Origin of the sequence: Gilvimarinus agarilyticus (genome assembly GCF_000832015.1) — a bacterium.
Taxonomy (GTDB): domain Bacteria; phylum Pseudomonadota; class Gammaproteobacteria; order Pseudomonadales; family Cellvibrionaceae; genus Gilvimarinus; species Gilvimarinus agarilyticus.
Genome location: NZ_JXCJ01000001.1, coordinates 3,452,330 through 3,466,855 on the forward strand (window position 1 = coordinate 3,452,330; position 14,526 = coordinate 3,466,855).

The following is a 14,526-nucleotide window of genomic DNA, read 5'->3' on the forward strand; positions in this document are numbered from 1 at the left end:
GCGTCTCCGCGACGACCTTCAACACCTAAATGGGCGCTTATTTTACCGCAGCGTACTGCCCGAAAATTCAGCACAGATAAACGCAGGTACTCAGTGAGACGAAACATGACATTACCTCTGAAAACAACGATTCGTTCAAACTGCCGATTCTGACAACCGCCAGAAGCACTGCGAGAGCACACCCTGTGATACTAAGCGCCTCTCTCCGAGGTAACACTTCCAACGAATAGTACGCCAGACCTGCCCCTCATGTTCCCTTTATACCCATTATACCTAAATCAAGGTAACGGTCACCTGCAAATTCCCGTAAATCGCTTAAGGGCCGGCCGAGCTCACCGAGCTAGCGCTGGAGGCCTTTTGCACGACGGCCGAGACAGGGGCACTCGACTCCGACGACGATGAAACCGCCGCGGCCATGTCCGGCTCCAGGTCTTGGTTAGCTGAAGGCTGGGCCTCACTAGAATCACTATCGGCCGACAGCACCTGATCCACCAGTTCGCGCCCCTGCTCTTTTATGGCGTTAACAATCGGCTCGCGGATGGATGACTCTGGTGAGGTAAATAGCTCGGCGGGCGATTTTTTGGCTCGCTCCTCATGCACAGTCTGTTGCGACTCCACCACTTTAAAGCGCAGCACCCCAACCACCTGACGCGCCTCGGTCACCACGTCGATACGCCAATTGCCCTGTGGGTAGGGTGGAAACTTAAGCTTATGCGACCAGGCCCGGTACCCGGCTTGACGGCCACCATTAATATCCAGTGCGATCTTATCCACCACATTGCCGTTTAAACGCCACACGTGATAAATCCGTTCGCGTAAACCACGCGGCGCATGAATTGCGGTGTAGGCGTACAAACCTTGTTGCAATTGCTCAACACTTACCACCTTGAGTTTTTCAGCGGGCTCTTTGGCCTTGTCGTCGATTGCTCCGGTAATGGCCACGTCAGTCAGCCAAAGGGTCGCCGGAGGCACCCAGGGGCGCGCCAGCACACCAACCGCTGCCGCGCCCATCAACAACGCCGCGGCCAGCGCCGTGCGACGCCACCAACCAAACGAAAAATCCCGCACCATATTGAGAAAAGACAACACCACCGCCACGGCCAACGACCAAAAGTAAGATTGCGACGTGGGTAAATGCAGAATAATCGGCAGTGCCGTTAACAGCACCGCAAACAATGTAAAACCGTGAAAAAAGAAGTAGAGCCAGCGCTTAGTGGCGAGCCAGCGATAGTAAATCGGGTCAATCACCGAGATGGCCGCCGCGGCCATGAGCATACCGGTAAACACCAGCTGACCACTGTTCCAGGCCGTGGTAATAAAAAAGAAGGGTATAACAAAAAACAGGCTTTCCTGATGCACCATCTGAGTGGCGAATTTAACCACCGGATCTGGCAACTCTACGCCAAACCGGTGGCTGAGCCCCCGCTTGAGCAAGTTCTCCAGCATCAGCAGCACCCAAGCGGCCACCATTAGCAAGGAAACCAGCTGCGCAAACCGCTCCTGTTCGCGCTCTACCAGAAAGAAACTCGCCACCCCAGAGACAAAGCCCACCAATGCCAACAAGCCCGGATACCGGGCCGCAAGCTTGGCACAAACGACAACAAACTTTTTTATAAACTGCAAATGCTCTCACCTAAAGATCGCGCAGCCCTGTGCTKCCTGGACAAAATTATACGGCAACGTGGCGCTGGCGTACCTTGCGCAACACGCAATATTAAGCGGTTCGCCCATTCGCAGGGTAGACACCTTGGTTTGGGCGGTGTTACACGATACCATTTGGGCTGATCCTTAACTTAAGAGCAGACAATGTCCGAGTTTCGCACCGTAAAGTCTTCACAAATCGTTCTTAAAGAGCTGATGATTCCCTCTTATTCTAATTTTGGCGGCAAGGTGCATGGCGGGGTTATTTTATCGCTGATGGATAAAATTGCGTACACCACTGCGGCCAGCCACTCGCGCAATTATTGTGTAACGGCCTCGGTCGACTCGGTTAACTTTGTCAGCCCGGTGGAGGTTGGTGAGCTGGTTACGCTAATGGCCTCGGTCAACTATGTTGGCCGCTCCTCAATGGAGGTGGGCATTAAAGTTTACTCAGAAGACTTTAAGCTCGGCATTAATAAACACACCAACACCTCTTACTTTACGATGGTGGCCATCGATGAAGAAACGCGTAAGCCCGTGCCAGTACCGGGCTTAATACTAGAAGACGAAATTGAGGTACGCCGTTTTATTTGGGGTAAGTTTCGCAAACGCTTTAAAGCCGAATACCGGCATCAATTCCAGGGTCTGCAAGAAGATCTGGACATTACCGCCGAAACTCAGAAACTGGTGGGCGAAAATTGCCAAATCGCGCTGCCGTAACAGCGCTGTCACCTTTAACTTGGCAGATGGTCTTTCAGCGCCTCGGAGAACGCCCGCGACAAGGCCGCTGTGGATACACCAATCATCAGCGCGCCATTAAGCGCCTCTAGCGGACCCAGCAACTTGTATTGGGCTGACATAACAATATCGCCATACCCCAGGGTGGCAAAGTTAACCGCCGAGTGATACACCGCCTGAGAAAACTCCTCAAATTCGCCCAAGCCGTAAAACAAGGTTCCCCATGCGATCACCTGAGCTACATTGCCTGAGATTAGAATAAACATCATCACTGATGTTACCCGCATCGACACCAAAAAGGCTGAGTGCAACTTGTGCTCGCGCCTAGCGTAAAAACGCAGCGCGGCCAAAACCAGCAGCCCTTGCAAAAACAGACAGAACACCATCATCGACAGGCCCATCACAAAATTTAACAACATGGTGTTACCTCACTGTATTGCGGGTTAATTCAGCTTTATCTTGGCACCGCTGACGCCACCACTCGAGGCCAGCCATGGCCATGGCCGCATAGATAGCCACAACCAAAAATAGCGCGGTGCGCACAAAGAAGGCCTGATAGACATCTTTGCCATTAGCGCTATCCTGCACCGCCATGCCCAATAGAATAATCATAGTCGTAATAGTGCCAACCCAAAATGACGGCTTAAACCGACTGCGGATGACACCATAGGCGCCACACGCCAACACCAGGCACATCAGCAGCATCCAGCCAAAATAAAACCACAAATTAACGGCCAAACTCAGCAAAAACCACACAACAATTGCGCAGAAACCGCCCAGCAGAGTGGAAACAATTAATTCTCGGTTAGCCTCGCGCAAATGCACCTGCGATGCCTCGCGCCCAAGCAGAATGCTTTTGATGGTTAACGGCAGGTACGCTGCCGGGTTGGTCAGTGTCAGTAAAAATGCCGGCAGCACGATCAAGGTAGCGCGCCAGGCCAACCAACCGGTCGCCACCGCGGAGGGCGCCAGCGGCGCAGCGACTGGGCCGTCATCTTCCGGGAAAAGGGGGTACACCAACCACTGCCCCACAACGGCGACAATGATACCGACAACTAACGTCGAAATGAGCATGGATCCAAGTGCCGGGCTGACACTGCTGGCTAGTGGAATCACGGTAAGGCCCATCGCCAGCAGGGTGCCAACCGCGGCTTTACCCGGCAACATCGCCACGCGATTGCTAAACAGTAAACCGACGGTAATAATTAATAGCGCAGGCACGGCAGCGGCCTGCAGAAGCGGCCCAAGTAATAATCCCACGCCTAAACTCACTACCACCGCAACAACCAACAATAGCAGTTGTTTAGGCCCTGGGGGCGACGAGGGTTTAGCCGAGAGTATCACCACAAATAAAGGCGCAATAAAGGGTAAACCTAGCCCGACGCCATAGGCTACAGCCAACACTAAGCTCGTCGTAAACGCTAAACGAAAACTGCGCCTTGCGGCCAATGGCAAACGCCGTGTAAATAGCATCAACAAAACCAATTAGCGGCTAAAACCACCATCAATAGGCATACGTTAACAGGCTGAGCAAGCGGATATAGAGCTTACCCAACAGCCCGAGAAACCCATGCCCATCGGTATAGGCAATCACCGACGCTTGCCCACCTATTCGCAACTGCTTTATGGCCTCGGGAGGCAATCGCTCACTAAACTCTACCTGCACCGGAAAGCGCTGCGCCTGACGCAACCAATCGCGATTGTTTTGCACCGTTGGCAACGCGCCGGCGTGGCTTGGCTGGCCGGCGCTAATGCCCACGCCGATGCCTTTAATTTTGCCTTGCAACACTTGCCCCGGCAGCGCATCCAACAGTATCTCTACTGGTGTACCTGGCGTTAAATGGCCTAAATTATTCTCGGTAAAGTCGGCGCTAACCCAAACGTTTTCGACGGCCACTAAGGTCATAACCGGACTACCTGTACCAGCAAACTGCCCTACCTCGGCACGCATGTCCGTGACCACCCCGGCGGATTGCGCGACCACCGTGGTGTTGGACAAATCCAGCTCGGCTTTATCGACCGCCGACTGCGCCGTTCGTAAGAGCGTGTTCTCCTCGGCGGAGTCGCCACCTTTTTGCTCAATCGCCCGGGCGATATCGGCCTGGGCCACAGCCACTTGGGCCCGCGCCTGCTCCAGGCTTGCCGCGGACATTTCAAGCCGACGCTCGGAGATCGTGCCAGAGTCATCTTCGCGTAACCGCTTCAGGCGAGTGTAATCTTGCTGCGCTTTTAGCTCTCCGGCTTTAGCCGCGCGTAAACTGGCGCGGGCTTTTTCGACTCCGGCATCACCGGCCTCTACCTGCTTTTGGGTATTATCTAAATTCGACTGCGCCTGCTGCAAGGCAATTTGATACTGTGACTGATCGATGGCAAACAATTTTTGTCCAGCGCTTACACGCTCGTTATTGCTCACCCATACGTCCGTTAATACGCCAGCCACTTTGGGCGCGACACCCACCACATAGCCCTGTACACGAGCTTGTGAGGTGTAAGGCGTAAATCGATCACCCAGTAAGTGCCACACCAACGTAAGCACAATAATCACCAACACAATCGCCCCACCACGGGAGACGGCTTTGGCGCTAGCAGCGGGTTCTGACGGCGCTGACTCTGGTGTGGCCGGCTCGGTCATGGTGAAGTTCCTTGTTCTGGTGGATTGCCTAAAGGCGCCTCAAGTAAGTCGCCCCAATCAGTTCGCTCGTCTAACGTGTCGCGCATGGTGTCGGGTATAATATTGTCAATGGTGGCCTGCTCCCAGCCACCACCCAGAGCCTGGTATAGGCCTATAATCGCGGCAATATGATCACCGTGATTGGAAATCGCGCGATCAGATTGACGGAAGGTGCTCGCCTGAGCGTCCAGCACGCGTTGAAAATCTGAGTAACCCTCTCTATAACGACGGGTAGCAATAGCAAGCGAGCGCTCGGCTGCGGTAAGTGCATCATCGAGTATTTGTTGGCTCGCCTCAGTTTGCGCAACACGGTTGGCTGCATCGTCAATTTCTCGCGCCGCATTAAGCACGCTGGCCCGGTATCCTTCTAATGCCTGTTGCAAGCGAGCATCCTGAGCGCGAACATTATTTTTTAAGCGTCCGTAGTTAAAAATATTCCAACTCAGTGATGGGCCTGCCGCAACGCTTAGCACGTCGTTAGTGGCGGCGAGGCTATCGCCAGACCAACCGATCGTGCCAAACAGGGAGAGCGACGGGTACAGGTCGGCCTGCGCTATCCCCACTTGCGCAGACTGTGCTGCCGCCTGCCAGGCGGCGGTGCGCACATCGGGCCGGCGCAACAGTAATTGACTGGGAATATCTCTAATACTCAGCGCACGTAATTGCGGCAGCTTACTGTCTATACGCTCAAGCTCTGGTAGATCATTGGGAGCCCGTGCTAACAGCACCCCCAACGCATTGCGCTGCTGCTGCAAAATTAACCTGAGGCCGGGGATGCTCGCTTGAGTGGATAAATACTGAGATTTTGCCTGCTGTAAATCCAACTCAGAGTCTTGCCCGCGATCAAACAATTGCTCGGTAATTTCATAGCTGCGCTGTTGCAGTGCCAGGTTATTTTGCGCAATCTCAATGCGCTGCATTGTGGTTTTAATACCGTAGTATAAACTCGCCACCTGAGCGGCCAGCAGCACCTGAGCGTCATGTTGGGCGGTAACCGAGGCAAAGTAAGCAGCATCGGCCGACTCTACACCGCGACGAAAGCGGCCCCAAAAGTCCATCTCCCACCCCAAACTAAAGGCAGCCTCGCTGGAGGTAAAATCACGGTATTTGCCGCCGCCACGTTTTTGCCCCACATAGGCGCCACTGGCACTTAATTGCTGCACCTGTGGATACTGCAGGCCGGTCGCCACACCCAGCACAGCACGGCTTTCCAGAATACGCAGACCGGCAATTTTTAAGCTGGGGCTCTGCTCGCGCGCCGTGGCAATTAGCTGATTTAGCAGTGGATCATTAAACCGCAACCACCAAGCGCTTAGATCTAACGCATTGTCACTCTGCCCGGCCTGACCGTATAGCTCGGGCTGCCACTCGGCCACCCAATCCACTTGTGGCTCTTGATGATCTGGCCCCAACGGCGCACACGCGATCAGAGTAAAGGTGGCGGTGAGGACAGCACTGCGTGTTACGCTTCGCAATAACCGGTTAATCACTGGTGGGGGCCACCTCTGGTGCCGGCGCTTCGGCATCGTTTACCCATGCCATAAACACTTGATAACCCACAGCAAGAATAACAGCGCCGACAAACAAGCCAATCAAGCCACCAACAAACATCCCCCCTAAGGCGCCCAGCAAAATAACCGGCATGGGCACGGCCAGGCCGCGTCCCAACAGCATAGGTTTTAGCACGTTGTCGGCAAGGCCAGCGGCTATTAGGTAAACCGTCAGCAATACGTTGACCAGAGTCGAACTATCACCCGCCATCCACAACCAGGCGACCACCGGAATGACAAAAATAGCGGCCGGCACCTGCATAATACCAAGGACTAATACTCCGACGGCCAGTACACCTGCGGCGGGAACACCGCCCAACATAAAGCCAACCCCCAGCAGCAGCGCCTGAATAAATGCGACACCCACAACACCAACGGCTACCGAGCGTACGGTAGCCACACTTAAGGCATGGAGGTCATCACCAACTTTAGGCCCACATATGCGACGATAAATACGGCTAGTCGTCTCGCCACCTGGTTTAGAATAAGCCAGCATGATACCGGCTACGATAAAGGCGGCCAGAAAGGCCAGTAACGTCGTGAGCACACCACCAAGGGCCGACATCGCTTTGCGAGCATAGACGCGTATTTGCTCCGCGTGCTCCACGAGGTAGCCGCGGGTATTTTCAGACGCGGCGCGCCAGGCGGCATCGACCTTTTCACCAATAACGGGCCACTCAGCCACACTGGCAGAAGGCTCCGGAACACGCAACGTGCCATCGACGGCCTGCTGATACCAGCCGAGCATATGATCGACAAAGGAGACAGTCAGCATGACCGTAGGTACACCCACCACAATCACGACACTGAGCGCCAATAGCGTCGCCGCCCGACCGTGCCCTCCGCCAAGTCTAGCGGCGATTTTTTCATGTAACGGATAGAGTGCTATGGCCAAAATCATGGCCCACAGCAGTAAACTGAGAAACGGGTGCAGTATCGCGACAGACAAATAGACCCATAGGGCGATCAAGCCTAGACGAATTGAGGTGTCGATCAAGGGGGAGTTAGAGGGTTTCATTAGTTTTGATCATCCATAACAATAATTAGAGTTTCCCCGAGCGCTAGATAAAGCCCTCGCTGGCCCGACATGCAAGCCAGACGCCCGCGAGACGTCAAGCCGATAAAACACGAACACTCTGCAGAGACTTATTTTAAGTCCGGCAACTCACCCGCTGAGCGGTCAATCTGCAAAACGATAAGCATACGTCAAAAATGGCCCGTTTGGGTAATACGCAAAATGGTAGCATCTGCAACCTATGCGCCAGACGATTAAACAGAGGCATTCTGAACGGCACATTATAACCACTATATGTAGCCGACATGACAACCACTTGCCAGTTTGTCTGTGCGCAGCCTTTTACCAGAGCCTGAAACATAAAAAAGGCCGCCTCAATGGGCGGCCTTTTGCGAGCGGCAGTGTCACGCCGTTAAGCCGTTTACTCAGCGGCCGGCATCACCTCTACCGCCACGGCCGTTTTAGTGGTAACAATCAGCGCATCGCCCACGTCGGCAAGTTTAAGGTTCTCCGGGTGGCGGGCGGTAAACTTGTGAACATCACCGGCAGGATCGCGCAACTTAAAGGTGTTGTCATCAAGGTCGATCGCCTCAACCATAAATACTTTTACATCTTCAGCGGCGGCCATCATACCCGGTAACTCGCCTTGCTCCGCGCGTTCCGCCACTTCGGCAAAGGCTTCGCCCGCTTCCAGCCCCTCGCCATCTACCAGCTCCAGAGTTAGCTGGTTAAGGTACTCAGCCACCACGGTATCGCCTACCTTAACCTGGCCAAGGTTCTGCACCTGTTCACCGACCACAACATTGATGTCGCCACCTTCGACCGCAAGGGTTACTTCGCGTGTCTCCTGGTTGATAGCGCGCACCTCAGCGGTGACCACATCCACTTCGGTCATAGCAATAAACGGCTTTTCATCGCTGGCTGAGGCCATTGCAGGCGGCGCCTCGGGCTCAGCCATCACCGACTCAGTGACGGGCTCTGGTGTTTTGGCGGCTTCGGCCGTAACAGCTGACGGCTCGGCAGGTAGCGTTTCCGGCTTATCGTTACACGCCGTATTTAACACACCCAATGCAATCAGGGTAGCAATACTGGCAGTCGTTCGTAATATGTTCATCTAATCCTCTCCGTTGGATTTCTCGCCCAGATCGGGCGCGCACAAGTGACTTACGAGTATAGGTGGGTTGACACCTAAAGAACAATAAAACTCTCACACCGCCTGTAAATTCAGAGTATTAATGGTGCTGCCGAGAAAACTCGTCTACTTCGTTACTCGCACCAAGAATAACCGGGACTCGTTGATGCAAACTCTCGGGCTGAATATCAAGAATTTTTTGCGCCCCACTGATGGCCTTTCCACCGGCATGTGCAACCAGCATCGCCATAGGATTTGCCTCGTACAACAAGCGTAATTTGCCATTGTGTATTTTGCTTTGCGTATTGGCCGGGTACAGAAAGATCCCCCCGCGCATTAATACCCGGTGCACATCCCCCACCATGGCGCCGTTCCAGCGCATATTAAAATCTTTGCCGCGCGGGCCCTCGCTACCAGCCTGTAACGCCTGAATATATCCCTGAGTATCGGGGGCCCAATGGCGTTGATTGGACATATTAATGGAGTACTCTTGGCAATCCGGCGCGATGGCAAGCTCGGCTTCGGTCAGCACATACTGACCATCGGTATCAAGCGTATACAAGCGCGACGGGCCGCCGGTGGTTAGTGCTAGCTGGGTCGAAGGGCCGTACAGCACATAACCGGCACACACTTGCGCACTGCCCGGCTGGGCGAATTGCTCGGGAGAGTCAGAGGCAACATCCTGCGCGCGATACACAGTAAAAATAGTGCCTATCTGACCATTGATATCAATGTTTGATGAACCATCGAGCGGGTCAAACGCCACCACATAGCCACCCTCGGCATTAGCCGCGACGACGTTATCCTCTTCTTCAGAGGCCAGCGCCCGCACCTGTGCTGAGGCCAACAGCGCCTGTTTAAGAATATCGTTGGCGATAACATCGAGTTTTTTTTGTGTTTCGCCCTGCACGTTTTGCTGCGCCGCCGAGCCCAACACACCGGCAAGAGCGCCACGGCGCACTTTATCGGCGATGGTTTTACTGGCGCTTAGAAGCGTTAGCACCAACTCACGCAATTCTGGGCTGACCTGATCGCTTTGTAATTGCAACTCGACTGTCTGCATAAAAAGTCCTTGTAGGTGGGAGGGTACAGGCGGGGCCGCAGCGCCCGCCTCCGGCAAGTGAGGTAATCGCTAAGGCGCTACGTCGTTGGCAATGGTGCAAATTTGCGCAAAGTGCTCTGGATCCAGGCTCGCGCCACCCACCAACAAACCGTCGACATTCGGCATTGCCAACAGCTCGGCCGCATTGTCTTTTTTAACACTACCGCCGTAGAGAATTTGCACGCCCTCGGCCAGCTCTTCACCTAAGATGGAGCACAACTCCTGGTAAATATATTGATGCACTTCTTGCACCTGCTCGGCGCTGGCTGCCTTGCCCGTGCCGATAGCCCAAACGGGCTCGTAGGCAATACAGAGCCGTTTGCCCTGCAACTCTATATTCGGTAGTGCCTGATGCAGCTGACGGTACAAAATATCCTGTGTTAAACCCAGCTCGTGTTGCTGGTCATTTTCGCCGACACATAAAATAGGCATCAACCCCGCGCTCAGCGCGCGTTCAATTTTGGTGTGGCAAGACGCATCGTTTTCCAGAAACATTTGCCGCCGCTCCGAGTGCCCGATCAGGCAAAAGCCACAACCCACCTCTTTTAGCATTTGCGCCGAGGTCTCACCGGTGAAAGCGCCCGAGGCAAACTTGCTCACGTTTTGGCTTCCCACCAGGATGCTGGAGTTACGTAAGAAGCTCACCATGTCGCTGATGTATACATAGGGGGGCGCAATACCCACTTCTGCTTTAAAGCTTTTGTTTAACACTGAAGCGACCGAGGTGCAGATTAAATCGGTGCCCCCGTTTAACTTCCAGTTCGCTACCACGAGCGGAGCGCGTTTTTTCATCGACCAACATCCTCAAACAGGCTTTTGCCTAACCAGTTAAAATTTATGACTTACCAATATTACCCCAATCGGCATTATTGGTCTAGCCAAATAGAATTTCTAATCTTTACCCATAATAGGGGAAAATTGGTCGACAATCAGGGGGGTTACGCTCGAAAATGAAAATTTAGAGAAATATCAACCGACCTTTAATGTGACAATAACGCACCACCTGAAACCGGTTACGATATTTGTCACACAATTTGGCCTTACCAACAAGCCGTGGCAACGCGCAAGAGTATCGCCTGTAGCTAAACAGCGGAGTGACAGGACGAGCGGACGTTAAGCGTGACTCACGATAGCATCAAGCGTTTTTTGCATCAGGCTAGCCAAAGGCTCTACATCCGGCGCCTGGCCCGCGCGCAATTGCGTTTCTGCCTGTTCCGCCATTGCGCTAAGCTCCATGAGCCCCATTGTCCCGGCTGTGCCTTTAATGGTGTGCAACAACGGCGCTAAATGCTCGCCCGAACTCTGCTGCGTACGCAGCTCGGCCGGCCAGTCCGGGTGATGCTTAGCAAAATTACCCAGCAAAGTCATGATCAAGGTTTCATTATTCTGAAAGCGGCGTCGCAACTCTGCGCCATCGGTACCCATCTGCTCAAACAGCAAAGCAAGGCGATCCTGATGCGGTTCGCCCGATAGAGGCACCACAGGCGTGGATGTGTTCGGCTCGCGTAAAGCAGAATCCGTACGATCAACATCGCCCCCCGCTGCCGAACACGTCGTCCAGTGAACTAAAACATCCAGCAACTCACTCAAATCAAACGGCTTACCTAGGTGGTCGTCCATTCCCGCCGCCTTTGCCTGGGCGATGTCTTCGCTCATCACGGCCGCCGAAAGCGCAATAATAGGCACTGTTTTGGTTTCGTCCATTTCACGCAAGCGCCGTGTTGTGGCAAAACCGTCCATCTCGGGCATATGCAAGTCCATCAAAATGGCATCGTAGCTTTTGCTCCCGACCGCGGCCAAGGCCTCGACACCACTTATGCAGACTTCAACCCTAAGGCTCACTTGCGCCAATAGCGTAGTCGCCACCTCGATATTTAAGGCATTGTCTTCAACCAGCAAAATATTTTTATCCGCTAACAGGCGGGCTTTTTCTGTGTCATTGTGCAGCGATTGGCTTGCAGTCCGAGCAGCCCCATGGGTCACGGCGCTGACATGTTCAGCTTTTACTAAATTATACAACGTAGAAGGTAGTACCGGTTTTGATATTACCGGCGTTGACTCTCGCCCCTCTTGTTTGAGCTTTTTTAACAAATCGTTCTTATCATAGGCGGTCACCATAATGATCTGGCCGACGCTTTTACCTTCAGCCTCTGTCGGGTTGGTAGCAGCCGAACCTTGTAGTGACGCGAGCGAACGCAATAGGTCGACGCCGTCCTCATCGCCCAGCTTCCAGTCGAGTAACACTAAATCATAGGGCTTGTCTTGCAGTGCTTTTTGATATTGCTCGAGCGCGTTCGCTACCGTGGTAACAGCATCTGCTGCCACTCCCCACGCATCTAAATAAGCCGTTAGAATTTCGTTAGAGGTATGGCTGTCATCCACCAGTAGCACCCGGTTGATCGACGCTGGCGCAAGCTTTTGCTCTAGCTCGTCAGCCAACTGCAAGGGCAGCTGAAAATAAAATTCGCTGCCCTGTCCCGGTGTGCTGTTCACGCCGATACTGCCGCCCATCAAATGCACCAGCTTTTGACAAATCGTTAAGCCTAAACCCGTACCACCGTATTCGCGGTCGGTAGCGTCATCCGCTTGGTTAAATTGTTTAAAAATATGCTCGACTTTTTCGGCGGCGATACCCACCCCGGTGTCTTTAACCGAAAACCGCACCTGCGCTTCGGCCTCAGGGTGTGATTCGGCACTCACGGTAATAAGTACCTGCCCCTTGTGGGTAAATTTACTGGCATTGCCTACCAGGTTATTAAGAATCTGGGCCAGGCGATACGGATCCCCCAACAAACTTGCGGGCAATGTCGGATCCACCCAGGTATGCAGCTCTACCCCTTTTTTAGTTAACCCCAACTCAAACAAGCCCACTACCGAACTTATTAATTGCTCGGGCTGAAAAGGTGTGTTGATAATTTTTACATTGCCAGAGTCAAGTTTCGAGATATCTAAAATATCGTTCAAAATTGCCAGTAACGCGCGTGATGCCTGCCCTAGCTTGTCAACGTACTCCTGCTGCTCGAGGGCCAGCCCCGTCCCCTTAAGGATATCAATCAATCCAATAATGCCGTTCATGGGAGTACGAATTTCATGGCTCATGTTTGCCAAGAACGCACTCTTAGCCGCCGCCGCGGCCTCGGCTTGGCGCGTGCGAACTTGCAACTGGCTATTGAGTGTCTCCACTTGCTCTTTAGCGCCGATCACTTCAGTCAAATCGGTCGCTATAGCAATAACACCAAGAACGTTGGAGGCCAGCCCGAGACTGGGGCCACGGGCGATGTCCGGCACCAGATGGACTTGCAAGTGCTGCATGCTATCGCCATCACCCAACCGGTGATTAAAAGTAACGCTTTTACCGCTTAAGCAACGCTCAAAATACCCCTGCCAAACATAATAATCAGAGGCTGAAAGAACATCGGCCAGATTCGTACTACCGGAGGACACTGCACCCATCCCGTAGCGTTGCTTAAAGCTACTATTGGCATAACTGCAATTTTCTTGCGGCGTCCAATAGCTGATCATATTGGGCAACGATTCTGTGACGGTATTAATAAAGTCGTTGCGCCTTTGTAAATCGACACTGCGTTGATGCTCTCGACGACGTAACTCAGAGGCATTACTAAACAAGCGATAGTAAAACCAGCAGCCCAGTAGCATAACCAGCAACACCGGCAACATAAACAACACCGCTCGCCAGTGAGCAGACCTAAAGCGCTGCTCTACTTCGAAGGCGGGAATATGAGTCAGCAGTAAAATAGGTGTAAAACCCGCCTGCGGTTGATCAGGCGCACTTTTTAGTTGTGGAGCAACCTTGACCCAACTCCAATAGCCGCTCGCGCTTTCCAATACGGAAGAGGCCATAGTCGCCGAGGATATTGATTGCCATAGACTCTGTTCATCCGTCGCGATTGAGTGCCCAGAACCCAGAATATGCCCCCACGTTTTATCGGGCTCTGGGTGGGTAAGCCAGTTGCCTTGTGCATCGGCGAGGTAAACGTCCGCCTCACTTTGAGAGCTTGAAAACACGCCAGATTTAACGTTAAACAACAAATTAAAGATGAGGTAACCGTGATCCAGGCCGTGGGCCGTAGGCAATCGTACCGCGTAGCGAATAGTCGGTGTAAGGGGTTTCTGCAGGCGGCCATTTTCAACATTCAGGTCAGGCTGCGAAACAAAGGTTTCGTAAGGCTGTAAATCAATTATTTTTTGGTGGTAGGGTCGCTGAGATTTATCTTGCAGGGCACTGGATTCGACCTCCCGGACCCCGTGACTATCGGATAAAATTTTAGCCATTTCCTGGCCGTCAGACAGCACCCAGCGCACCTGAAAATACGTCCGGTTACGATAGGCAAGCGAATACAATGATTGCACGATCAAATCGTGCTTGGCGTCCAGGCTGAGCTCTTCCAATGCCGATTGAATCAACGGCTCGTGGGCCATACCCGCCAAGTGACGCGCTGGTAACGACAACAGCTCTGTCAGTTGCGAGCGACTTTCGGCTTGCTGAATCTCGATCTCGCGCTCCAGTGAGTGACGCGCATCAGTGACGAGAATTTTGTAAACTAGCAACGAAATAGCGGCAAAAAACACCACGACGGTGGCGATAACCCACGCAAATTGCCTGTACGACAAACGGTCCAACGAACTGCTAAATGCCATACTGCCACCTGGTTTTTG

Annotated in this window: 11 protein-coding genes; 1 reads left to right on the plus strand and 10 read right to left on the minus strand. The window is 53.2% G+C overall.

Annotated elements, in window-relative coordinates; all coding sequences use genetic code 11:
• Positions 1–315: 315 nt before the first annotated feature.
• A complete protein-coding gene (locus SD69_RS14970; RefSeq protein ID WP_084591602.1) occupies positions 316–1,623 on the minus strand; it encodes a DUF5924 family protein in 1,308 nt (435 codons plus the stop codon).
• Positions 1,624–1,806: 183 nt separating this feature from the next.
• On the opposite strand from SD69_RS14970, the gene SD69_RS14975 reads away from it, so the two are divergent.
• Positions 1,807–2,361: an acyl-CoA thioesterase gene (locus SD69_RS14975; RefSeq protein ID WP_041523849.1), complete on the plus strand. Its 555-nt coding sequence runs from the start codon at positions 1,807–1,809 to the stop codon at positions 2,359–2,361.
• A gap of 14 nt (positions 2,362–2,375) precedes the next feature.
• Here SD69_RS14975 and SD69_RS14980 read toward each other — a convergent pair whose 3' ends face one another.
• The 9 genes from SD69_RS14980 to SD69_RS15020 form a co-directional block, all read right to left on the minus strand.
• Positions 2,376–2,798 (minus strand): potassium channel family protein, encoded by a 423-nt coding sequence (locus SD69_RS14980; RefSeq protein WP_041523850.1) that lies wholly within the window; start codon positions 2,796–2,798, stop codon positions 2,376–2,378.
• A 4-nt stretch (positions 2,799–2,802) separates the two neighbouring features.
• Positions 2,803–3,852 carry a DUF2955 domain-containing protein gene (locus tag SD69_RS14985; protein WP_084591603.1) on the minus strand — a complete coding sequence of 350 codons (1,050 nt, stop codon included), beginning with the start codon at positions 3,850–3,852 and terminating at the stop codon, positions 2,803–2,805.
• 31 nt (positions 3,853–3,883) lie between these two features.
• Complete coding sequence (locus tag SD69_RS14990; protein ID WP_041523851.1) at positions 3,884–5,011, minus strand: HlyD family secretion protein; 1,128 nt, start codon at positions 5,009–5,011, stop codon at positions 3,884–3,886.
• On the minus strand, positions 5,008–6,540 hold the full coding sequence (locus tag SD69_RS14995; RefSeq protein WP_232301215.1) for an efflux transporter outer membrane subunit: 1,533 nt from the start codon (positions 6,538–6,540) through the stop codon (positions 5,008–5,010). The genes SD69_RS14990 and SD69_RS14995 overlap by 4 nt, the downstream gene beginning before the upstream one ends.
• Positions 6,533–7,618 carry an AI-2E family transporter gene (locus SD69_RS15000; protein ID WP_041523852.1) on the minus strand — a complete coding sequence of 362 codons (1,086 nt, stop codon included), beginning with the start codon at positions 7,616–7,618 and terminating at the stop codon, positions 6,533–6,535. The genes SD69_RS14995 and SD69_RS15000 overlap by 8 nt, the downstream gene beginning before the upstream one ends.
• A 418-nt stretch (positions 7,619–8,036) precedes the next feature.
• The gene (locus SD69_RS18215; RefSeq protein WP_052481204.1) at positions 8,037–8,729 is read right to left on the minus strand and encodes a hypothetical protein; all 693 of its coding nucleotides are present in this window, start codon (positions 8,727–8,729) and stop codon (positions 8,037–8,039) included.
• 118 nt (positions 8,730–8,847) lie between these two features.
• Positions 8,848–9,810 carry a class 1 fructose-bisphosphatase gene (locus SD69_RS15010; protein ID WP_041523853.1) on the minus strand — a complete coding sequence of 321 codons (963 nt, stop codon included), beginning with the start codon at positions 9,808–9,810 and terminating at the stop codon, positions 8,848–8,850.
• Between the two features lie 69 nt (positions 9,811–9,879).
• The gene (gene tpiA, locus SD69_RS15015) at positions 9,880–10,641 is read right to left on the minus strand and encodes a triose-phosphate isomerase (RefSeq protein ID WP_041523854.1); all 762 of its coding nucleotides are present in this window, start codon (positions 10,639–10,641) and stop codon (positions 9,880–9,882) included.
• A gap of 321 nt (positions 10,642–10,962) precedes the next feature.
• Complete coding sequence (locus SD69_RS15020; protein WP_041523855.1) at positions 10,963–14,508, minus strand: response regulator; 3,546 nt, start codon at positions 14,506–14,508, stop codon at positions 10,963–10,965.
• Positions 14,509–14,526: the final 18 nt, after the last annotated feature.